19 protein-coding genes and 1 pseudogene are annotated in these 21,425 nt (G+C 65.5%); 9 read left to right on the top strand and 11 right to left on the bottom strand.

The genetic code is table 11. The features are described 5' to 3' along the window. Positions 1-67: 67 nt before the first annotated feature. Together AC5Y4H_RS13460 and AC5Y4H_RS13455 are read right to left on the bottom strand one after the other, a co-directional pair. On the bottom strand, positions 68-1,288 hold the full coding sequence (locus AC5Y4H_RS13460; RefSeq protein ID WP_499982576.1) for a cytochrome P450: 1,221 nt from the start codon (positions 1,286-1,288) through the stop codon (positions 68-70). 11 nt (positions 1,289-1,299) lie between these two features. Then, entirely contained in the window at positions 1,300-2,322 is a 1,023-nt protein-coding gene (locus AC5Y4H_RS13455; RefSeq protein ID WP_499982398.1) for an LLM class F420-dependent oxidoreductase, read from the bottom strand. An 85-nt stretch (positions 2,323-2,407) separates the two neighbouring features. Here AC5Y4H_RS13455 and AC5Y4H_RS13450 point away from each other — a divergent pair, with 85 nt between their 5' ends. After that, a complete protein-coding gene (locus AC5Y4H_RS13450; protein ID WP_499982396.1) occupies positions 2,408-3,904 on the top strand; it encodes an acyl-CoA carboxylase subunit beta in 1,497 nt (498 codons plus the stop codon). Between the two features lie 83 nt (positions 3,905-3,987). Here the strand turns inward: AC5Y4H_RS13450 and AC5Y4H_RS13445 are convergent, their stop codons facing one another. From AC5Y4H_RS13445 to AC5Y4H_RS13435, 3 genes are read right to left on the bottom strand one after another with little or no spacing between them, the layout of a single operon-like run. Further along, the gene (locus AC5Y4H_RS13445; RefSeq protein ID WP_499982395.1) at positions 3,988-5,034 is read right to left on the bottom strand and encodes a TIGR03857 family LLM class F420-dependent oxidoreductase; all 1,047 of its coding nucleotides are present in this window, start codon (positions 5,032-5,034) and stop codon (positions 3,988-3,990) included. Next, a complete protein-coding gene (locus AC5Y4H_RS13440; protein WP_499982394.1) occupies positions 5,031-5,411 on the bottom strand; it encodes a nuclear transport factor 2 family protein in 381 nt (126 codons plus the stop codon). Before AC5Y4H_RS13440 ends, AC5Y4H_RS13445 begins: the two co-directional genes overlap by 4 nt. Further along, on the bottom strand, positions 5,411-6,556 hold the full coding sequence (locus AC5Y4H_RS13435) for an alpha/beta hydrolase (protein ID WP_499982393.1): 1,146 nt from the start codon (positions 6,554-6,556) through the stop codon (positions 5,411-5,413). Before AC5Y4H_RS13435 ends, AC5Y4H_RS13440 begins: the two co-directional genes overlap by 1 nt. A 232-nt stretch (positions 6,557-6,788) precedes the next feature. Here AC5Y4H_RS13435 and AC5Y4H_RS13430 point away from each other — a divergent pair. The 7 genes and pseudogenes from AC5Y4H_RS13430 to AC5Y4H_RS13400 form a co-directional block, all read left to right on the top strand. After that, positions 6,789-7,259 (top strand): annotated as a pseudogene (locus AC5Y4H_RS13430) (Rieske (2Fe-2S) protein); the annotation flags it as partial. Then, complete coding sequence (locus tag AC5Y4H_RS13425) at positions 7,256-7,885, top strand: cysteine hydrolase family protein (RefSeq protein ID WP_499982392.1); 630 nt, start codon at positions 7,256-7,258, stop codon at positions 7,883-7,885. The pseudogene AC5Y4H_RS13430 and the gene AC5Y4H_RS13425, both read left to right, overlap by 4 nt. Then, entirely contained in the window at positions 7,882-8,502 is a 621-nt protein-coding gene (locus tag AC5Y4H_RS13420; protein WP_499982391.1) for a PaaI family thioesterase, read from the top strand. Before AC5Y4H_RS13425 ends, AC5Y4H_RS13420 begins: the two co-directional genes overlap by 4 nt. An 8-nt stretch (positions 8,503-8,510) precedes the next feature. Beyond that, a complete protein-coding gene (locus tag AC5Y4H_RS13415; protein ID WP_499982389.1) occupies positions 8,511-10,163 on the top strand; it encodes an acyl-CoA synthetase in 1,653 nt (550 codons plus the stop codon). A 144-nt stretch (positions 10,164-10,307) separates the two neighbouring features. Continuing rightward, a complete protein-coding gene (locus AC5Y4H_RS13410; protein WP_499982387.1) occupies positions 10,308-11,504 on the top strand; it encodes a cytochrome P450 in 1,197 nt (398 codons plus the stop codon). A gap of 22 nt (positions 11,505-11,526) precedes the next feature. Further along, positions 11,527-12,741 carry a CaiB/BaiF CoA transferase family protein gene (locus AC5Y4H_RS13405; RefSeq protein WP_499982575.1) on the top strand — a complete coding sequence of 405 codons (1,215 nt, stop codon included), beginning with the start codon at positions 11,527-11,529 and terminating at the stop codon, positions 12,739-12,741. A gap of 72 nt (positions 12,742-12,813) precedes the next feature. Next, entirely contained in the window at positions 12,814-13,959 is a 1,146-nt protein-coding gene (locus AC5Y4H_RS13400) for a thiolase family protein (protein WP_499982385.1), read from the top strand. Between the two features lie 80 nt (positions 13,960-14,039). On the opposite strand, the gene AC5Y4H_RS13395 is transcribed toward AC5Y4H_RS13400, so the two are convergent. Genes AC5Y4H_RS13395 through AC5Y4H_RS13370 form a run of 6 tightly spaced genes read right to left on the bottom strand, consistent with a single transcriptional unit; the run spans position 14,040 to position 20,843 of the window. Next, complete coding sequence (locus AC5Y4H_RS13395) at positions 14,040-15,239, bottom strand: acyl-CoA dehydrogenase family protein (RefSeq protein WP_499982384.1); 1,200 nt, start codon at positions 15,237-15,239, stop codon at positions 14,040-14,042. After that, positions 15,240-16,286, bottom strand: coding sequence for an acyl-CoA dehydrogenase family protein (locus AC5Y4H_RS13390; RefSeq protein ID WP_499982382.1), 1,047 nt, complete (start codon positions 16,284-16,286; stop codon positions 15,240-15,242). 2 nt (positions 16,287-16,288) lie between these two features. Then, complete coding sequence (locus AC5Y4H_RS13385; protein ID WP_499982381.1) at positions 16,289-17,119, bottom strand: amidohydrolase family protein; 831 nt, start codon at positions 17,117-17,119, stop codon at positions 16,289-16,291. Then, the gene (locus tag AC5Y4H_RS13380; protein ID WP_499982380.1) at positions 17,116-18,741 is read right to left on the bottom strand and encodes an acyl-CoA synthetase; all 1,626 of its coding nucleotides are present in this window, start codon (positions 18,739-18,741) and stop codon (positions 17,116-17,118) included. Before AC5Y4H_RS13380 ends, AC5Y4H_RS13385 begins: the two co-directional genes overlap by 4 nt. A gap of 23 nt (positions 18,742-18,764) precedes the next feature. Then, positions 18,765-19,967 (bottom strand): amidohydrolase family protein, encoded by a 1,203-nt coding sequence (locus tag AC5Y4H_RS13375; RefSeq protein ID WP_499982379.1) that lies wholly within the window; start codon positions 19,965-19,967, stop codon positions 18,765-18,767. A gap of 30 nt (positions 19,968-19,997) precedes the next feature. Next, positions 19,998-20,843 carry an enoyl-CoA hydratase gene (locus AC5Y4H_RS13370; RefSeq protein ID WP_499982378.1) on the bottom strand — a complete coding sequence of 282 codons (846 nt, stop codon included), beginning with the start codon at positions 20,841-20,843 and terminating at the stop codon, positions 19,998-20,000. 350 nt (positions 20,844-21,193) lie between these two features. Here AC5Y4H_RS13370 and mbp1 point away from each other — a divergent pair. Next, positions 21,194-21,425: microaggregate-binding protein 1 (mbp1, locus tag AC5Y4H_RS13365; RefSeq protein WP_499982377.1), on the top strand; the 232-nt coding region annotated here is incomplete at its 3' end.

Below are 21,425 nucleotides of genomic sequence, written 5' to 3'. Positions count from 1 at the left end.
CTCGACCTCCACGGGGAGTGTAGCGACAGCGGGCGCGCGAACACCTCCGGTCGAGGGGTCGCCGCACTCAAGCCAGCGAGTACCGAACCGGTAGATGTTTGAGCCCGCCGACGAAGGTGGTGGCGACCAGTTGCGGGTCACCGCTCAGTTCAATGGATTTGAGCCGCGGCAGCAGCTCGGCGAAGAAACTGCTGACCTCCATGCGGGCCAGCGCGGCACCCATGCAGAAGTGCACACCGTAGCCGAACGCCAGGTGCTTGTTGGGGTCACGGCCGACGTCGAAGCGGAACGGATCGACGAAGACGTCCTCGTCGCGGTTGGCCGATACGTAGGACAGCAGCACCGAGTCCCCCGCGGCGATGGGCACTCCACGCACCGTGGTGTCCTTGGCGGCGGTCCGCATGAATTCCTTGACCGGGGTCACCCAGCGGATCATCTCCTCGGTGGCCAGCGGCATCAGGTCCAGGTTTTCGCGCAGCCGGTGGCGCTGGTCGGGATTCTCGATGAGCGCTTGCAGGCCACCGGAGATGGTCGCACTCGTGGTGTCGTGGCCCGCGGTGGCCACGATCAGATAGTAGGAAACGGTGTCGATGTCCGAGAGGGGTTCGCCGTCGACGCGGGCGTTCGCGATCGCCGACGCGAGGTCCTCGGTCGGATGTTCGCGGCGAGACGCCGTCACACCGTTGAAGTATCCGAACATATCCAACAACGCCGGCAGCTGATCCTCGTTCGTGCTGCCCCGTTTGAATTCGGAGTCGTCACTGCCGAACAACTCCTGGGTGAGCTTGAGCATGCGCGGAAAATCGGCCTCCGGCAGCCCCAGCAGCGACATGATCACGTAGAGCGGGTAATTGACGGCGACTTCCTGAACGAAGTCACATTCGGGGCCCGCTGCCATCATCTTGTCGACGTAGATCTTGGCCAGTTCGGCGACACGAAGCTTCAACGCCCGCATCGCCTTTGGGCGAAACCAGTCGGATCCGATTGCGCGCACCACGCGGTGTTGGGGATCGTCCAGATGGATCAGCGTGCGTACACCGGCGGCGGCCTGCATGTCATCGCCCGCCGCGGTCGTCAGTACGGGCCGCGGCCAGTTGGTGAAAAGCATGTTTTCGCGTTCGATGTCCATGATGTCGGCGTGTTTGGTGATCGCCCAGAACGGCCGGTAGTGCGGAACGTCCACCCAGGCCACCGGGGCGTGGGCCCGCAGGTGCGTCAGCCCGGCGTGCAGCCGCCGCTCGTCGGTGTACGCCAACGGGTCCGCCAATAGCTTCGCGGCCTCGTCCATCGTCGGTGCGCTCACTGGTGAAACTCCTTTAAGGCGGCGGTAATACAGGTCGCAGAAGTGGTCAGGAAGATCGGCAGGATTCGGTCGACCGCGCCCTCGCAACGGTTCCTCAGCCCAGCGGCGATGCTGTCGACCGGTCCCACAACGGCGAAGGCCGCAAGCATCTCGTCGTCGATGAGCGATCCCATCGCGTCCCACTCCCCCGCGAGCGAAAGGCGGTGCAGTTCGCTGTGCAGCTCGCCCCAGCCGTGCAGGTCGAGAACCTTGCGGTAGGCCGGTGTCGAGCCGTAGAAGGCGATCTGCTTGCGCACCGTGGCGGTGGCGGTGGCCAGTTCGGCGTCGTCGCGACCGGTGGCGACGAGCACTTCGCACGACACCTCGAAGTCGCCGCGGTCGCGTCCGCTCCGTTGCATCCCGCGCAGCAGCGCCGGCACGGTCACCTCGTCGAGGTAGCGCTTGGAGACCATCGGGTGTCCCAGGTGACCGTCGGCCACCTCGCCGCACATCTCGGTCATCGCTTCCCCCACGGCGGCCAGAAAGATCTTCGGCGGCGGATATGGCTGCGGCTCGGGGGTGAACATCGGCGTCATGATCTTGTGGGTGTAGAAATCGCCCTCGAAGCGAAGTTTGGTGCCGTCCGCCCATGCCGACCAGATGGCACGCAACGCAGACACGAATTCGGCCATCCGGCGCGCCGGATGACTCCACGGCATGCTGAACCGCTTTTCGATGTGCGGCTGGATCTGGGTTCCCAGCCCGAGGATGAACCGCCCCTTCGAGTACGCCTGCAGATCCCAGCCGACGTTGGCGACGATCATCGGATTACGCGCGAATGCGACCGCGATGTTGGTGCCAAGTTCTAGGCGCGAGGTGTGTTCCGCGGCCAGCAGCAACGGAAGGAAAGGGTCGTGATTGGTTTCGGCCGTCCAGCCCCCGTCATAGCCGCGTTCTTCCAAAGCGGCGGACGCGTCGGCCACCTCCGCGAGCCGATTGGGAATGCCCCCGTCGACCTTGAGGCGGGCGGCTCCGGGCATGCGGGTAACTTTACAGTAAGCAATCCAGTATGTGACCCTGCAAATTTGGTCGCGCGACGAATCCTCCATGAGGTAGGACAGAGGCATGCCGAAAGCCCGGGATTGGGAAGAAACGCTCGAGGACCTGGAGCGTCGCCGTCAGCACGCGCGGGCAATGGGCGGGCCGGAGCGACTCGACAAGCACCACAACAAGGGCAAGCTCGACGCCCGCGCCCGCGTCGACTACCTCCTCGACCCGGGCACATTCCGCGAGCTCGGCACCCTGGTCGGTGGGGAGATCGCGGCCGACGGCCTGATCGTCGGCTCCGGTGAGATCAACGGCTCACCGGTGATGCTGGGCGCCGAGGACTTCACCACCATGGCGGGCAGCATCGGACCCGGCGGCAACTCCAAGCGGTACCGGATCGCCGAACTGGCGCTGCGCGACAAGATCCCGCTGGTGATGCTGCTCGAAGGCGCCGGCTTTCGTCCCGGCGGCGGGCATTACGGCCGCACCCCCACCGACCTACTGGCCCAGGCGCAGTGCTCGGGCCGCGTCCCGACCGTCGGCGCCGTACTCGGGCCGTCGGCCGGGCACGGCGCGCTGGTGGCCCCGGTCTGCGACTTCCGGATCATGAGCAGGCAGGGCGCGATCTTCACCGCCGGGCCGCCCGTCGTCAAAGAGTCTACCGGAGAAGACATTTCGAAAGAGGACCTCGGTGGACCGGATGTCGCTCTGCCCAGCGGGGTGATCCACAACGTCGCCGAGGACGACGAAGCGGTGCTCGACGATGTCCGGCGCTACCTGTCCTACTTTCCGCCGAGCGCATGGTCGTACCCGGCATCGTTGCCGCAGGACGAGGACAGTGAGCCACGAGCGACGCCGGAGTTGCTCGACATCGTGTCCCGCGACAATCGCCGTGTCTACGACATGCGCGCCGTGCTCGACGTGATCTTCGACCGGCCCGACTGGTTCGAAGTCCAGCCGCAGTACGGCAAGGCGATCATCTGCGCGCTGGCCCATCTCGGTGGTCACCCGGTCGCGGTGGTGGCCAACCAACCTCAGGTGCTCGCCGGGTCCATCGACGCCGCGGCCGCGGACAAGGCGGCGCACTTCATCCTGGTGGCCGACTCGTTCCACCTGCCCATCGTCTTCCTCGCCGACAATCCGGGCATGCTGCCCGGCAGCCGCTCCGAGCGCAGCGGGGTGTTGCGCGCCGGGGCGCGGATGTTTGCCGCGCAGACGGCGGCCACCACGCTGAAGCTCCACGTGACGCTGCGTAAGGCATACGGATTCGGCTCTATGGTCATGTCCCTACTGGGCTTCGACAGCCAGGCCGCGACCTTCGCCTACCCCGGCGCCACGATGGGCGCCATGAGCGCGGCCGCGCTGGGCCGGGCGACGCACGCAGGCGAGGACGTCACCGCGAAGTTGCGCGAGGCCGAGTTGCAGGCGTCCTATCGGTCGGCCGAACACATGGGGTTCGACGAACTCATCGATCCGCGTGAGACACGTGATGCCCTGCTGGCCGCTTTGAAGCGTGGCCTGTCCAGCAGGCAAGCCGCCGCCGTGCCGGTGACCCGGACAGTCATCATGCCGTGAGCGGCGCGCGCTGAGGCATGCCAGGTTTTGCCCGCCTCCGAGCGACAGCCTCTCCGGGTTGTCGCTGAGAGGCGGGCAATTGGCTAGGTCCCCGCGGTCCGATAGGCCGCGACGATCGGCTCGAGCTCGTCGGGCGTGGCACCGTGCATGATGACCGCGTCGGCCCCGTAATCGAATTCCTTGCGGATGCGATCCACGCACTGCTGCGCCGACCCGGTGGCCGATGGCTCCAGCCATTCGTCGGGAATCAGCGTCGCGATGTGCTCGATCTGCTCGGCCGTGCCCTTGTGATCGATCCCGCCCGCGACCGAGGTGACCACCGGGTCTTCCCGGAATCGTTGCAGCACGGCGGGATCCCAGTCGTTGGTCCGAACCAGCAGATCGCCGTAGCCCTGCAGATAGGTGGCCAGGCGCGCCACGGTCTTCTTGAGGCGGAGTTCTTCGGGGAGATGGTCACCGACGGTGGCGAAGCACGACCACACCCGCACGCTGTCCGGGTCGCGGCCCGCCTTCTCCGCTGCCGACTTCACGGTTGTGACGCTGCGCTGCAAGGTCTCCGGGGTGAAGTAGGTGTGCAGTATGACATCGTCGAACACACGCCCGCCCAGCGCGAGCGTGTTGAGCCCAAAAGCCACCAGCGCCAGCCGGATGTCCTCGTTGAAGTCGGGATCGAGGAACAGGATGGGGTACTTACCCATCGGGCCGTCGTGGTTGAAGATCAGCTCACCGTGCCACAGCCGGCGCATCACCTGGGCCCAGTCCTCCATCTGCGCCGTCGTCACCGCGGGGATGCCGAAGGCCCCGTAGATCGCGGCGATGCCGCGGCCGACACCCAGGGTGAACCGGCCGCCGGACAGGCGATGCATCGTGGTCGCCCAGGAACCGGTGATCAGGGGATGGCGGGTGTTGTGATTGGTTGCGGCCGTGGCGATTTGCATCCGCTTGGTGACCGCGCAGGCCGCCCCGACCAGAGACGACGCCTCTTTGACGTTCCACCGCTCGGAGATGAAGGCGGTGCCGAAGCCGAGTTCCTCGCCGCGACGGGCCTCGTCCATCAATGTCGCCGGACCCTCACCACCGGCGCCGGCCAGCAGATAGAAGCCCAGTTCATCAAGCGCACCGTCACTCAATTCCAAACCCCTTGCTGGTAGCCGCAGTTCCAGACCTCGGTTATCTTGCCATCGACCACTCGGAACACCTCCATGCCGGCGATGTTGGTCTCGGTGCCATCCTTGGTCGTAATAGTCGAGTCGTAGACGATGGCCACGTGCTCGCCGTCCTCGCCCTCGATGACGACGTTGAGGTCGAAGCGCAACGAATCGGCCAGCTGCCACATGTCCACCACCCGCTGCACCGCTTCAGCGTGGGTCAGCGTACGCGCGCCGCCGACCTCGTGCCGAATAACACTGTGGGCCAATAGCTCATCGGCAAGGTCGATGTTGCGCTCGTTCCACACGACGAGGTTGTAGAGCTCGACCACCGTTCGCGCGGTCCACGTGGGCGCCATCAGTCGAGCACCGCAGCGTCTACTTGGCGCACAGCCACGTCGCGCAGAAATTGGTCGATGACGCGCTGCACGCGCCGGGAGAAGATGTGCCCGACATGGCTTCCGTCGTACCAGTACAGTCGGCCGCCCCAGCGTTCCTGTAACGCATTGGCGGGCTCACGCATCGCCATCCGGTCGTGCCATGCCCCGACGATCAGCCGGCGATCCGGCGGCGGGGATGGGGTCACCGCCAGCGGGTCGATCACCGAGGTCAGCCGGGTGACCACGGGGGATTCCAGCAACTCGCGGAATCCGTCGCGCGACGACCCCCACCGTTGTAGGTGCCGCGCGATCATCGCGTTGAGCCCCAGGATCGGCGTGCAGAGGGCGACCGCATCGATCTGCTTCTCCAGGTGGGACACCAGCGCGGCCACTGGAGTACCCATCGAAATCCCTGCCACCACAACGGCGGTGGCTTGCGGCTGCACCCAGCGCACGACCGCGCGAACCTCGGACACCACGCGCATCATGCCCGCCACGTTGCCCAGCGGATCCATATCGGGATATGCAGGCCATTGGCGTCGCCGGCAGCCATGGCCGGGCTGCACCGGCAGCGCGACGTTGAAGCCCAGTTTGTGATGTATGCGTCCAATCCGGGTCAACAGCAAGTCCTCATCACCACCCTGCCCGGCACCGTGCACCCAGACCAGCCATGGGCGGGGTCCGTCGTGGTGCCGACACAGGCGCACCACCGCTCGTGCCGGGCCACCCAGTCCGTCGGCCTCAAGCATGGCCGGCAACGTCGGGTCATGCTCGAAGGCCATACGTTCATAGCCTAGGCCCGCGATACTGCGCTTGCGTATCGAGCTGGGCCGCAACGGTTTCGGGTCGGCGTGCGCCCGGTCAATACCCAGCGACGAGAGTTCGTCGGCCGCCGCGGTGCACGCATCCGGTGACCGCATCGCCGCGGGACTTCCGCCCAGCAGTGAGAAGGCGCTCAGCACCAGTTCGTCGAGCATCGCCTCGCCGAACTGGCGCGCCCCGCGGGGCGATAGCGGGGCCCAGCCGGTCGACTCCCGCAGGCCGGCCACGGTGCGCGGCATCAGCATTCCCAGCTCGCGGGCCACATCTTGAGCCAGGCCCAGTCCGCTCATTGCCGTCGCCATGTCGCCCACCTTGCTAAGCCAGTTTGAAGCCGGTGTAGTGAATTTAGTCAGCCGCTGTCGTCATTTCACTCCTTGCCGGGCCCGCGCCGGACTGCTGAAATCTATACTGTAATAGATTTAGTATCAACGATCACGAGAGGCGCCGGCCGTGAAAGTCTCCTTCACCTGGAAAGTCACCGGCTGGTTCATGGTCGGCTGGTCTCCGGAGTTTCCCGGCGGCGAAGTCCGAGCGCTGCACCACGCCACCGTGACGCCCAGGGTGCTGGACTGGAAGATGGTCGGCCCGGAATGGCAGTTCATCGCGGGATGGCCCGATGCGCGGAGCGACAATCCCGACGATCTCGCGTTGCGGTTCCACAGCCACCTCTTCGGCCTCGGCGGCGCGATCAGCGTATTCGAGGGCGCACAGAACCGTCGGCTGATCTTCACCTGCACGCCGGTCGACGACGAATGCTCGGACTTGTTCTACTCGATCTGGTGGCCGCGGCTACCCAGGGACACCGCGAACGTTCCCGAGGGCAAACTGCGCGAGATCATCGAGAAACAATTCCTGTTCACGGTATTCGACGATCTGCAGATCTGGCGCTACCAGAAGTACGTGGAACACCCCCCGCTGTCGAAGGTGGATGCGAAAGGTTATATGGCGCTGAGGAAATGGGCCACGCAGTTCTATGACGTCGCCTCGGCGGGCGCCCCCGCATGACGGACCGGCTGGCCGGACTGGTCGCACCCGCGCACACCGCGATCGTCACCCAGGAGTGCCAGGTTGCGGTCATGGGACCCGATGCCGGGCTGGCGATGCTCGCCGAGGAAGCCCGCCGCGAGGCGCTGCCCAACATCGCACGCCTCCTGCCCGCGGCCCGAGCGGCCGGGGTGCGCGTCGTGCACTGCCTGGTGCGGCGGCGGCCCGACGGGCTCGGCTCCAATCACAACGCGAAGATCTTCGCGATGGGCGGCGGCAATCGGGTAGGCATCACGCCCGGCACGCCGGGCGCGGAGCTACTGCCCGAATTAGGGCCGGAGCCTTCGGATTTGGTGTTACACCGGTGGCACGGCGTGGGCCCGATGGGCGGCACGGACCTGGACGCGGTGCTGCGCAATCTCGGGGTGTCGACCATCGTCGTCGTCGGTGTTTCGCTGAACATCGCGATTCCCAATCTCGTCATGGACGCCGTCAACGCCGCCTACCGAGTCGTCCTGCCCCGCGACGCCGTGGCCGGCGTACCCGCCGACTATGGTGCAGCGATGATCGCCAACACGTTGTCGCTGCTGGCCACCCTCACCAGCACCGACGATCTGATCCGGGCATGGGACGAAGGAATGCGATGACCGAGACAGCGCCGGAGGTTCGCGGCGGATTCCCCGACGTCAGGCCAGTCGAGGACGCGCCGGAAGAACTGGGCCCGTTCATCGCGGCGCTGCGCCGCCTGCAGGACCTGACCGTGTCCACCAAGCCCGACCCCGCGCTGTGGGAGGCCGCGACCTCGCACCTGGAGAAGGCCTGCGCGCTGTTGGACGGCCACCAGGTCCCGGAGACCCAGGCGGTGGCCGGGCGGGTGCTGAGCCTGCCCGGGTTGGCCCATCCCCTGATGCCGCCCTGGATGGTGACCGAGTCCGGTCCCGACGGCGTGCGGATGGCCGGTCACTTCAGCACCTCCCACATCGGTGGGAACCGGGCCGTGCACGGTGGCATGATCCCGCTGTTCTACGACTGGCTGTTCGGCATGGTCGTGACCACCGCGGACATCCGCCCGACGCGCACGGCCTACCTGCACGTCGACTTTCGCAACATCACCCCCATCGACCAGCCACTGACGGCTCACGGCCGCATCACACGCGTCGACCGCAGGAAGGTTTTCATTGACGCTACTATGATAGCGGCCGATGGAACCCTGCTCAGCGAAGCCAACGGCCTGATGGTTCGTTTGCTACCCCACCAGCCGTGAGAGGCACGATGTCCGACACCACAACGACATTCACGGTTCCGGCGGTCGCGAAAGCCGTCGCCGCCGCAATCCCCGACCGGGAGCTGATCATTCAGGGCGATCGGCGGTACACCTACCGGCAGGTGATCGGACGCGCCAACCGACTGGCCGCGTATCTGCACTCGCAGGGGCTGGGCTGCTACACCGAGCGCTCCACGCTGAGCGGCCACGAGGTGGGCCAGGACCTGCTGGGGCTCTACGCCTACAACGGAAACGAATTCGTCGAGGCATTGCTCGGCAGCTTCGGGGCGCGAGTCGCCCCGTTCAACGTCAACTTCCGCTACGTGAAGAGCGAGCTGCGATACCTGCTGGCGGATTCCGGGGCGACCGCGCTGCTCTACCACGCCGCGTTCGCACCGCGGGTGGCAGAGATCTTGCCGGACCTGCCACAGCTGCGCGTACTGATCCAGATCGCCGACGATTCGGACAACGAATTGCTCGAGGGCGCAGTAGATTACGAGGTGGCCCTGGCGTCGGCGCCGCCGGAACCGCCGCCGGTACGGCACTCCGCCGATGACCTGTACGTCCTGTACACCGGCGGCACGACGGGGATGCCGAAGGGCGTGCTGTGGCGCCAGCACGACATTTTCATGACGTCCTTCGGAGGTCGGAATCTCATGACCGGCGAGCCGTCGAGCTCCATCGACGAGATCGTCGAACGTGCTGCCTCGGGCCCGGGCACCAAGCTGATGATCCTGCCCCCGCTGATCCACGGTGCGGCCCAGTGGAGCGTGATGACCGCGATCACCACGGGGCAGTCCGTCGTCTTCCCCACAGTCGTCGATCATCTGGACGCCAACGACGTGGTGCGCACCATCGAGCGGGAAAAGGTCATGGTCGTCACGGTGGTTGGCGATGCGATGGCGCGCCCCTTGGTCGCCGCGATCGAGAAGGGGATCGCCGACGTGTCGTCGCTGGCCGTCGTCGCCAACGGCGGTGCGCTGCTGACCCCGTACGTCAAGCAACGCTTGATCGAAACGGTGCCGAACGCCGTGGTCGTCGACGGCGTCGGGTCGTCGGAGACCGGGGCGCAGATGCACCACATGTCGACCTCGGGAGCGGTAGCGACCGGCAGGTTCAACGCCGGGCCGGACACCTTCGTGGCCGCCGAGGACCTGACCGCGATTCTGGAGCCGGGCCACGACGGGATGGGCTGGCTGGCGCAGCGCGGCTACGTTCCGCTCGGTTACAAGGGCGATGCGGCCAAGACGGCCAAGACATTTCCGGTGATCGACGGCGTGCGGTACGCCGTTCCCGGTGACCGCGCGCGTCACGGCACCGACGGCTCCATCGAGTTACTGGGCCGGGATTCGGTGACCATCAACTCCGGCGGCGAGAAGATCTTCGTCGAGGAGGTCGAGACGGCCATCGCGTCGCATCCGGCGGTGGCCGACGTGGTGGTCGCCGGCCGGCCTAGCGAGCGATGGGGGCAAGAGGTCGTCGCCGTGGTGGCGCTCGCACCGGGCACCGGCGTCGAGTCCGGGGAACTGGTGGCGCACGCCGCGCAGACGCTGGCGCGCTACAAACTCCCCAAAGCGATCGTGTTCCGTCCGGTCATCGAGCGCAGCCCGTCGGGTAAGGCCGACTATCGGTGGGCGCGCGAGCAGGCGGTGCATGGCTGACCGGTGATCCGGCAGCTCGCCGCGGAAACTCGTAATGCCCGCGCCTTCAGACGGCCGTGCCCATATTGCCTACTGTAATAATTACAGTACGATCGCACGAATAGCCGCTCGAACCGTGTTGAGCATCAAGATGCTGGAGATCAAGTGACGACCAACGTTCACACCGGCGACGAGACCGTCAGCCTGCGTGACCCTTACCCGTTCTTCGCTCGCAAGCGGCGGGTGGCCGGCGTGTTCGCCGGCACGGTGATGGACTACTCCAAGACGCCGGAGTCGCTGCGGCCCAAGCAGGAGTACTCCGCGATGTCGTTCGACGCGGTCAACACGGTGTTTCGGGATGGCCGGGTATTCACCTCCAAGCCCTACGACAAGACGATCGGCCTGTTCATGGGGCCGACGATTCTGGCGATGGAGGGGAAGAAACACCGCGAGCACCGCAACCTGGTCTCCGCGGCGTTCAAGTCCAAGGCACTGGCCCGTTGGGAACCCACCATCGTGCGGCCGATCTGCAATGCCCTGATCGACGAGTTCATCGAGACGGGTCGCGCCGACCTGATCCGGAACTTCACCTTCGAATTCCCCACCCGCGTCATCGCCAAGCTGCTGGGCCTACCGGCCGACGACCTGCCGATGTTCCGCAAGCGCGCCGTGCAGTTGATCAGCTACCACGTCAATTACGAGGGTGCCTTCGAGGCGTCGACCGCACTCAAGGACTACTTCCTCGAACAGATCGAACAGCGCAAATCCAAGCCCACCGAGGACATCATCGGTGACCTGGTCACCGCGGAGATCGACGGCGAAAAGCTTACCGACGAAGCCATTTACTCGTTCCTTCGTCTGCTGCTGCCTGCCGGCTTGGAAACGACTTACCGATCGTCGGGAAACCTCTTGTGCCTGCTGCTGACACACCCGGAGCAATTCGCCGCGCTGCAAGCCGACCGCGACCTGTTGGCACCGGCCATCGAGGAGGGACTGCGCTACGAGACACCGCTGACCGTCGTGCAACGCTTCACGACCGAAGACACCGAAATGGAAGGCGTGAAGATTCCGGCACGGTCGGTGATCGAGGTGTGCATCGGTTCGGCGAACCGCGACGAGCGACGCTGGGAACGGTCCGACGAGTTCGACATCTTGCGCAAGCACATACCCCACATCTCATTCGCCGCCGGTGAGCACACCTGCCTGGGTTTGCATCTGGCGCGGCTGGAGACGCGCGTCGCGATAGAATGCCTGTTGGACCGGCTGACCAACCTCACCTTGCTGACCGAGGATGACCCGCACATCCACGGCCAGCCGTTCCGGTCACCGAATGCGCTTCCGGTGACGTTCGACCCGAAGTAGGGTCGGCAAAATGGTCAAAGTCATGACGGGCTTTCGGGTCCTGGAGCTTGCGCAGTTCACCTTCGTTCCGGCGGCGGGAGCCATCCTGGCCGACTGGGGAGCCGACGTCATCAAAGTCGAACACCCGGCGCGCGGTGATACCCAGCGCGGCTTCCTGAATATGGGTGGGATTCAGATCGATCCGGAACGACACCCGCTGATGGAGCATCCCAACCGGGGCAAACGCAGCGTCGGGATCGACGTCTCTACACCCGGCGGCCAGGAAGTGATCTACGAGCTGGCCAAGACCGCCGACGTGTTTCTGACGAACTACAAGCCCGCACAACGCCAGAAGCACAAGTTCGAAGTCGAACACATTCGCGCGGTGAACCCGAACATCGTGTATGCCCGCGGCTCGGCCTACGGCGACAAAGGGGCCGAGCGCGACACCGGCGGCTATGACGGCACGGCGTTCTGGACGCGCAGCGGCATCGGCTATGCCCTGACGCCCGAGGAGCTGGGTGGCGCACTAGGGCAAGGCATTCCCGCATTCGGCGATTCCATCGGGGGCATGTTCATCGCCGGCGGCATCTCGGCCGCGCTACTGCATCGCGAGCGCACCGGTGAAGCGGTCGAACTCGACGTATCACTGCTGAGCACGGCATGGTGGGCGGCCGGCGCCAGCGTGACGCAGGGTATGGAGACCGGTGAGGTCATGCGCACCCCCATGCCGGGGTCCGGCGCCCCCTCGGTGAATCCCTTCATGGGCAACTACGAAACCTCCGACGGCGGCACGATCAACCTGTGCATCATCAGCCCAACCGGGCTGATCCGCGACACGTTCGAACACCTGGGCATTCCCGAAGCGGCCGACGACCCGCGCTTCGCCGACGTGCTGCCCTTGATTCAAAACGCCGACGCCGCTTCCGAGCTGATCGCAAAGGCATTCGCCGGCAAGAGCTTTGGTTATTGGCGGCAGCACCTCAAGACGATGAAGGGCCAATGGGCGCCGTTCCAGAGCCTCATCGACCTCGTCGACGACGAGCAGGCGATCGCCAATGACATGATCGCCGAAGTCGAGCTCGCCGGCGGCGGCAAGCCGTTCCGCGTGGTCCGCGGCCCCGTTCAGTTCAATCACGAGCCGTTGACGACGACCCGGGCCCCGCAGGCCAGCGAGCACACCGAGCTGGTCCTGATGGAGCTCGGCATGGACTGGGACCGGATCGAGGAACTGAAGAATGCGGGAGCTATTGCGTGAATCGCGCCACGACGATGCAGAGCGTAGCGATGTGGGGGTACCTCCCGCTTGCGGGGGAGAGGAGTGGCGCCCATGAATGACGTCGCCATCATCGGCGTGGGGTTGCACCCCTTCGGGCGCTTCGAGGGCAAGTCGGCAATGCAGATGGGCGTCGACGCCATCCTCGCCGCGATCGCCGATGCCGGAATCGCCTGGCAGGACGTCCAGTTCGCCACCGGCGGGAGCTGGACGGTGGCAAACCCGGACGCGATCGTCGGCATGGTCGGTCTGACCGGCATCCCGTTCACCAACGTGTTCAATGCCTGTGCGACCGCCGCCAGTGCCGCCAAGGCGTGCGCCGACGGCATTCGGCTGGGCGACTACGACATCGGTATCGCCGTCGGCCTGGATAAGCACCCGCGCGGAGCATTCACCGAGGACCCCGCACTGGTCGGAATGCCGCGCTGGTATGCGGAGAACGGGCAGTACCTGACCACCCAGTTCTTCGGCATGAAAGCCAACCGCTACCTGCACGAGCACGGCGTCTCCCAGCAGACCCTGGCCAAGGTCGCCGCCAAGAACTTTCGCAACGGGGCCATAAACCCCAACGCATTTCGCCGGAAGCCGATCTCCGAAGAAGACATCCTGAACTCGGCGATGCTCAATTATCCACTGACCCAATACATGTTCTGCGCGCCCGACGAGGGTGCCGCCGCCGTGGTCATGTGCCGAGCGGACGTCGCACACCGCTATACCTCCAAGCCCGTCTACCTGCGGGCGGTGGAGGTCCGCACGCGCCGCTACGGGGCCTACGAGGTCAACACCGCCTGCGCACCCGTCGATGAGGACGTGGCGCCAACGGTTTACGCCGCTCGCGGCGCATTCGAAAGGGCGGGCGTCTCGCCCGACGACGTCGACGTCATCCAGTTGCAGGATACCGACGCCGGCGCCGAGATCATCCACATGGCCGAGTGCGGGTTCTGCGAGCACGGCGATCAGGAGAAGCTCCTGGCCGACGGCGCGACCGAGATCAACGGCGCGATGCCGGTCAACACCGACGGTGGACTGATCGCCAACGGCGAGCCCATCGGCGCCTCCGGCCTGCGGCAGATCCACGAACTCGTCCGCCAACTCCGCGGCGAGGCGGGCGAGCGTCAGGTGCCCGGCAGCCCGAAGGTCGGATTCGCCCAGTTGTACGGCGCCCCGGGCACCGCCGCGGCGACCATCCTCACGACCTGACCGCAATCCCCTTGCGCCGAGCGTGAACTGGCGGTGCGACACGCCGAAGGCGGCCGCTGGCAGTTCACGTTCGGCGCAGTCTAGGAGGCTTTCCGCGCGACCGGCGCGTACGCCGGCTTTCCCAGGCCCAGCATGTATTGCGCGATCATGTTGCGGAACACCTCGAGGGTGCCGCCGTAAATCCCGACCAGCGGGGCGAACCGGTAGACGTATTCCGCCGCCCCGTTGTCGGCCGCGCCGTCGGTGCCCAGAGGCAGGGTCGACGCGGTACCCAGGATGTCCATCAGGTCCGGAGAGATGTCACGCATCGTCTGCGCCAGGGCGACGCGCCCGAAGATGCTGGGCGCGCTCAATGACGCTTCCATCCGCGCCGCGCTGCGGCCCAAGCGATACGCCACCGCCGAATCATCGATCAGCCTGCGCCCGTTCGGATCCCGCTCGCCCACTTTGGCTGCGGCCTTGTCCAGGGCGTCCGCCATGAAACCGGCCTGGTGCATCATGATCGACACGTCCTGCAGCCCGTCCGGGGCGGCCGCCACCGCCCCGTGCTCGGTGTTGAGGGGTTCGCGCAACACCGTCCAGCCCGCGTTCACGTCGCCCAGCCGGTACTTGTCATCGACGCGCACATCGCTGTAGTAGACGATGTTGGTGCGATCGCCGTCGACGGTGCGAATGCCCTGGATCTCGATGCCCGATGAGCTCAGCGGAACCAGGAACATGGTCAGGCTCTTGTGCTTTTGAGCGTCCGGATCGGTATTGGTGATGAGAAAGACGTACTGGCAGTTGTGCGCACCGGTGGTGAACATCTTGGAGCCATTGATAATCCAGGTTGATCCATCCGCCTCCCGCACCGCGCGGGTCTTGCAGGTTGCGATGTCGGACCCGCCCTCGGGTTCGGTGTAGCCCAGGCACAACCGGACGTGCCCGCTGAAGACGCCTGGCAGCACTTCGTCGCGCAACTCGGCGGAGCCGAACCTCGCGACCGAACGCGCCACCATGGCGGTGGTACCCCAGGTCACCCACGGCACGTGCGCGCGCCGCTTTTCCAGCTCCCAGATTCGGCGGCGCAGCCGGCTGAAGCCACCGTCGGCCTCCGGCTTCCATTCGCGTTCGAGGTAGCCGGCGGCACCAAAAGCCAGGTGCACCCCCTCGTCGAAGTTGTCGCCGGTTTCCCGGTCCCGGCGCTTGACGTCCTCAGTCACGTGCGTGCGCAGAAAATCGCGCACCTCTTCGAGAAAGCGCTGATCGTCGTCGGACAGCGTGACTCGTGAGAAATCCACTTATGCGCCCCTTCCACTTTCGCGTGCCGCGACCAGCTCGCCGATGTACTTGGCGCTGGCGCCGGGATCCCCACCGGCCAGTGCCCAGCCACGGGCGCGCACCAGGTACGCCGTCGCCGCGGCCTCGGCCGAAACGCCAAGTCCGCCTTGGATATGCACCGCCATGGTCGCGGCCTTTGGCGCCTCCTCCGCCATGAACACGAATGCCGAGGGCGCCAGCTCCGGTCGCTCGTGCGGCTCGTTGTCCAGGAACCAGGCCGCCCGCCGCACCAGGTTGCGGCCGCCCTGCACGGTGATCGCGATGTTGGCCAGCGGATGAGAGATCCCCTGCAGCGTCGAGATGGGAACCCCGAGCGTGTAGCGGGTCTTGGCGAACTCGGCCGCGATCGTCATGGTTGCCTCCACCAGGCCCACCAAGGCCGCCGCGCTCAGCACCCGCCATTCGTCCAGCGCCCGCTGATATTCCGCCAACGCGTCGGATCCGCCGGCCAGCACGGTGCGGGTGTCAGCCGTCGCCGGGTCGACCCAGGCCATCGGTAACCGGCCGATGTTGTCCACCTTGGCCGGGCGCGTGCCGAACGTCAGCGCGACGACGTCGTCACCATCGCGCACGACGATCTGGTCGGCGATCGATCCGGTGGGCAGGAGCCGAACACCAGACACGCTGTCCTGCTGCGGATCGAATGCGGCGAGACGCCTGCCGTGCACGACGTCGGCTTCGACCCCGCCGAGACGCGCGAGCAGCCGTGCGGTGCAGACCTGGTCGATCCACGGGACCGGCGCCAGCGACCGGCCTATCTCCTCGGCCACCAAGGTCAGGTCGACCAGCGTCGCACCGTCCCCGCCCGCGGATTCCGGGACGGCCATGGTCGTTGCACCCATGGCGCACAACCGTTCCCACAGGTTCTTATCGAAGCCGGTTTCCTCGGCGGCGCGCACGGTTTCGATCGAACAATGCGTCTTGAAGAAATCGCGGTAGGCGGCCTGCAGCGCCTCGTGATCCGACGTCAGGCTGTAGTCGAGCCTACGTAGTTCATAGCGGTCCATCCTCAGCCTTCCTTCCGGCCACCGAAGAAGAATTCCTGGGCATTGTTGTAGAGGTAGTTGTCGAGCACGTCGTCAGGCAGGTCCAACCCGGCCGCTTCGGGAACGACACGATGCATTTTCAGCACCGGCCAGTCGGAGGCGAAGATCACCTTGTTCTGTCCGCGAGTCCGCATGTAATGCAGCAGGCTGTCCGGCAACCGCTTCGGCGACCACGCCGACGTCATCAACCGCAGGTTGGCGTATTTGATCAGCAGCCTGATCGCGATGTCCCACCACGGATCCGCACCGTGAATCATGCACAGCTTCAGTTCGGGGAATCGAACGCAGACCCGGTCCAGGTGGATCGGGTTCTGCACCTCGCCGGGGATGGGCGGCCCGGGAATGCCGGTGTTGATACACAGCGGCAGTTCGAGCTCGGCGCACTTGGTGTAGAGCGGGTAATACACGGCGTCGCTGGGCGCGTACTGACCGTCACCCCAAAAGCTCGGTCCCACAACGGCATAGACAACGGGCAGGTCACTGACGATGGAAGAGAGTTCCCGCAGGGACGGCATCGGGCGCAGCAGGTTGACCCCGCCCATCGCCAGCGCGAAGCGGTCGGGCTTCTCTTCGACGAACTTGCGTGCGGTCACCGACGGCTTGGCCAGGTTGTCCATCAGGATCGCCTTGCGCACACCTTGGGCGTCCATTTCCTCGAGCAGCTTCGACAATTCGACCGGCTCGAACATCGACTCCGGCCCCTTGAAGTATTCGTCACGCACCTTCAGCATCCAGGTGGGCTGCTGCTCAGTCTCGCCGAAGTGCACGTTGATCAGGCAATCGATAGCTTTCATGTCGACATCGGCGCCTTTGCTGTCGCGTGACGTTTCGCCCAACGGTAATCGGCCTTGCCGTTGCCCAAGCGCTGTACCTGCTCGACGACGACGAACTCCTTGGGCGCCTTGAACCGCGCCAGTCGCGACGTGCAGAGCGTGTGTAGCTCCTCGGTGGCCGCGGCGGCTCCGTCGCGGAGTTCGACGAGGGCAATGAGTTCTTCTCCCCAGCGCTCGCTGGGGCGACCGACCACCAGGGCATCGGCGATCGCCGGGTGCGCGCGCAACACCTCTTCGACTTCCTCGACGAACACTTTCTCGCCGCCGGTATTGACGACCAGCGAGTCACGGCCGAACAGCCGCAACGTTCCGTCGGCTTCCAATCCGGCCCTGTCACCGGATATCACCACCCGTTTGCCGTCGATCTCGGGAAACGTTTTACGCGTGGCGTCGGGATCATCGAAATATCCCAACGGTATTCGCCCTTCCCTGGCGGCCCAGCCCACCCCCGTTTCACCGGGTGTAAGGAAGTGGCTGTAGTCCTCGGAAAGCACCAGTCCGCCCTCGCGCAACGTGAAGGTGTCCGCTTGTGTACCGAGCCGGCTGTGGCCGAACCCCATGTTTCCGGTCTCCGATGAGCCATAGCCGTTGATGAGGGTGATCTGGGGTAGCAATTCCAGCAGGGCTTGCTGATACTTGGGATTCGTTGCGGCACCGCCGGTGCCGATCGCATACAGCGACGACAAGTCGTAGGAACCAGCCCGAAACTGCGCCACCAGCGGTGCGGCGTAGGCGTCGCCGACCATGGTCATCATGCCGACCTTCTCACGTTGAGCCGTCTCCCAGACCACGTGCGGATCAAGCCTCTTCGAGGTGTCGTAGAGCACCACCGGCGTACCCGCCATGATCGCCGCGAACGCTGTCCACATGCCGGCCGCGTGCATCAGCGGCGAGACAGCGAACCATGGGGCACCGGCATTACCACGCACCTTGTCGTGGATCTCCTGCGCGCAGGCATGGTCGGCGCCCACCATCGACGTCACGTACATGTCGGACTGGCGCCACAGCACACCCTTGGGCCGGCCGGTCGTGCCGCCGGTGCAGATCATCAGCAGATCGTCCGGGGACGCCATCACGTTCTGATCGGTGCTCCCCTGCGCCAGCGCGTCATCCAACGACACCGCGCCGGGCAGTTCCGGGGCGTCGCTAGCGTCGTCGACCGACAGCAACAGCTCGACGCCGGCATCTGTCAGCACATCGGCGAATTTCGTGCCCAGCCCACGGTGGTAAATGATCGCTCGGGGTTGCACGTAGTCGAGCAGCTCGCCGACCTCGCGTGGCGTGTAGTGATAGTTGATGTTCACCGGGACGGTCCGGGCCTTGAGGCAGCCGACGACCATGTCGGGGTACAGATCGTTGTGCATGACCAGCGCCACCCGGTCCTGTCCGCATTCCCAGTTGTGCAAGCTCGCGCGTTCCCGATGCGCTCCAAATCCGTTTCCTGCCAGGAAGTTCGCCAGTCGGCGCGTGCGCTCCGCCGACTGGCGAAAGGTGCTGCGGCGGCTGCCGCAGACCGTCATCGTCCGGTCGGGAATTACGTTGGCGATTTCGTCAAGAACCGCCCCTATGGTCCATTCGCTCACGGGCGTAGCCGGCCTCGGTCCGATCAGGCAGCCGAGCCGACTTGGACGCCAAGAAGGTCAAGCGCGTTGTCCCGCATGATCTTTCGAACGTCGGCTGCACTGAATGTTTTCAGCTCCTCGGCGAACGACACCGGCGATGCCAGGCCTTCCCCGTGCGGCCAGTCGGAGCCGAACAAGATCTTGTCGACGCCGATGGCCTCGGCGAGCTCCGGCAGATCGTCTTCGTAGTAGGGGGCGATCCACACGTTGTTGCGCAACTGCTCCACCGGGTCTTCGGGGAAATACTGGGGCTGGGTGTTCGCCGCCTTCTTCAGCCGCTTGATCAACCGGTGCACGAAGTAGGAGCCGTTCTCGATGCTGACCGCCTTGAGTTTCGGGTGACGGGTGAACACCCCGTGCACGATCATCGAGGCCATGGTGTCGTGGATGGCCCGGTCGTCGAGGAGAATTTGATCCAGCGGATCTTTGGCCCCGAAGCCCTCGAACGTGGCCTTGCCGCCCCAGGCCGCCGCGATGTGCAGATATCCGCTGTCGGACAGATGGAATCCGACCGGCACCCCGGCCTCGGCCAGCCGGGCCCACACCGGATCGTGGCTGGGATCGCCCAGTGACCTCGGCTTGACCAGGCCGGGGACCGGCGCCGGCCGCACCAGCACCAGCTTGGCGCCGCGCGCCAACACGAACTCGACCTCTTCGCCGGCGCTGGCGGGGTCGGCCAGCGAAATGATCGGCGCGGCAATGATTCGGCGATCGGGCCGGTCGAACCCCCAGTCCTCGTCGAGCCACAGATTGAACGCATGAACCGACGCCATCGTCGCTTCGATGTCGTGCTTGAGCGCCTCCTCGACCCCGCACCCGAATGTCGGCAGCATGAACGCCGTCTCGATGTCCTGGGTGTCCATCACCGCGATCCGGGCGTCGCGGTTCTGATACTCGGGATGCTCGGCCAGCCGTTCGACCTTCATCAGCGAGGCGGGGTCGACGCCTTCCGGGATCTCGCCGCGGAACAACAGGTCGAGGCAGCCCGGCACGATGATCGGATCGAAGGTGGGATTGGGGATGAAGTGGTTGACGCGGTCCCCGATCACGGCCCAGGTCCGCTTGCCCTCATTGACCATGTGGACGCCGCGCCGTTTGAATTTCTTGTCCAGGTGGCGGGTGAACGAGTCCAGCGGCTCGTAGTAGTGGTTGTCGACGTCAATCGCCTGGTAACCCAAGTCAGCCATGATCATCCTTTCCGCCGTTACCGGCGAACACTAAGCGTCGGTCGAATCGAGCGAGGGGAATTGCGGCGGACGCTTCTCGAGGAAACTCGTGATGCCCTCGATGACGTCCGGGCGCGGCATGGCCTCGTGCAACAACACTTCGGCGAGCGAGTTGGCCTGGTCGACGTCGCGGGTCGCATCCCCGTAGACCTGCCTCTTGATCACCGCCATGGACGCCGGCGAGCAATTCGCGGCGATGTCCTCGGCGTACTCCAGGGCACGCTGCATCAAACTGGCCGGAGCGACAACTTCTTTCACGAGGCCCAACTCGGCCGCCTCCTCGGCGAAAAAGGTCCGCCCGCTCAGCAACAGATCGAGTGCCACGCCCCAGTTGGTCAGCCGCGGCAGTATCCAGGAAATGCCGAATTCCGCGATCAGGCCGCGGCGCGCGAATACGGCGCCGAACTTCGCGCCGGTGGCCGCGAACCGGACGTCGCACATCAGCGCCTGGGTCAACCCGATGCCGACACAGGCACCGTTGATGGCCGCGATGACCGGCTTGCGCAGCGTCGTCACGAAATGGGGCGGGCGCTCCCCGACCAAGTCCGCCAGGTCCGTCTGAGCTGCTTTCTCCATCGTCTCGCCGTAGCTGGGTGCCGAACTCGGCGCGCCCAAATACGCGCCGGCGCAAAACCCCCGGCCCCGCCCGGTCAACACGATGGCGCGGACAACTGGGTCCTGTTCGGCGCGGTCGATCGCCGCATAGAACCCGGCGGCGATGTCGGGCCCCCAGGCGTTCAGGCGCTCCGGACGATTGAACGTCAGAATTGCAACACCTGTTTCAGTGGTCTCATACAGCACCGCCTCCTCGGTGACCACAGGGTCGGCGGCGCTCATCAAACGGTCCCCTCACAACTGACCAACAGGCGAGTTTGTACCCATACTGTATACCTATCGGTACTGCATTCCACAAGCGCCGTCATCCGGGCGCAAAACCCCGACTAAACTGCGATTTTCAGGTGCCGAAGCGTTGCTCGACCACCCTCGGATCGACAGCCCGGCGGCGACGCAATTTGACGCGACCGTAGCCGGCGAAACGCCGGCGTCTTCACTCTTTCGACGCGCAAAACGTCGGCGACGTGGCAAGACTTGAATTTGTGGTGTGTGACACGCTGCCGCAACGTTTGCGTCGCACCCACGATCGGGAAACCCACGAGAAGCCAGCCGACAATGGGGAGGTAGTTGCAATGGTTGACGTCAAGAGTGGTCCGATCGAGCTCGTTCGAGGCATCATCGAAGATGCCCTGGGCAAGACCAAGCAGGTCATCGGAATCATCATCGGCAACGACGGCCTGATCGACGAGGGCAAGGCTCAGCAGGACAAGGCGGAAGCCCAGCGCAACGCTGGAAAGAAGGAAGCCGCCGCTGAGAAAGCCCGCGGCAAAGCCAAGGCCTACGAGCAGCGTGAGCGGGCCGAGC

Source organism: Mycobacterium sp. NGS58 (genome assembly GCF_059812385.1).
The sequence above is the reverse complement of the archived record's forward strand: the minus strand, read 5'-3'. Positions and strand labels throughout refer to the sequence as shown.

Coding starts and splice junctions, on each gene's coding strand:
- AC5Y4H_RS13460 (WP_499982576.1), bottom strand. CDS start 1,288: ATGGACGAGGCCGCGAAGCTATTGGCGGACCCGTTGGCGTACACCGAC.
- AC5Y4H_RS13455 (WP_499982398.1), bottom strand. CDS start 2,322: ATGCCCGGAGCCGCCCGCCTCAAGGTCGACGGGGGCATTCCCAATCGG.
- AC5Y4H_RS13450 (WP_499982396.1), top strand. CDS start 2,408: ATGCCGAAAGCCCGGGATTGGGAAGAAACGCTCGAGGACCTGGAGCGT.
- AC5Y4H_RS13440 (WP_499982394.1), bottom strand. CDS start 5,411: ATGGCGCCCACGTGGACCGCGCGAACGGTGGTCGAGCTCTACAACCTC.
- AC5Y4H_RS13435 (WP_499982393.1), bottom strand. CDS start 6,556: ATGGCGACGGCAATGAGCGGACTGGGCCTGGCTCAAGATGTGGCCCGC.
- AC5Y4H_RS13425 (WP_499982392.1), top strand. CDS start 7,256: ATGACGGACCGGCTGGCCGGACTGGTCGCACCCGCGCACACCGCGATC.
- AC5Y4H_RS13420 (WP_499982391.1), top strand. CDS start 7,882: ATGACCGAGACAGCGCCGGAGGTTCGCGGCGGATTCCCCGACGTCAGG.
- AC5Y4H_RS13415 (WP_499982389.1), top strand. CDS start 8,511: ATGTCCGACACCACAACGACATTCACGGTTCCGGCGGTCGCGAAAGCC.
- AC5Y4H_RS13405 (WP_499982575.1), top strand. CDS start 11,527: ATGACGGGCTTTCGGGTCCTGGAGCTTGCGCAGTTCACCTTCGTTCCG.
- AC5Y4H_RS13400 (WP_499982385.1), top strand. CDS start 12,814: ATGAATGACGTCGCCATCATCGGCGTGGGGTTGCACCCCTTCGGGCGC.
- AC5Y4H_RS13390 (WP_499982382.1), bottom strand. CDS start 16,286: ATGGACCGCTATGAACTACGTAGGCTCGACTACAGCCTGACGTCGGAT.
- AC5Y4H_RS13385 (WP_499982381.1), bottom strand. CDS start 17,119: ATGAAAGCTATCGATTGCCTGATCAACGTGCACTTCGGCGAGACTGAG.
- AC5Y4H_RS13375 (WP_499982379.1), bottom strand. CDS start 19,967: ATGGCTGACTTGGGTTACCAGGCGATTGACGTCGACAACCACTACTAC.
- AC5Y4H_RS13370 (WP_499982378.1), bottom strand. CDS start 20,843: ATGAGCGCCGCCGACCCTGTGGTCACCGAGGAGGCGGTGCTGTATGAG.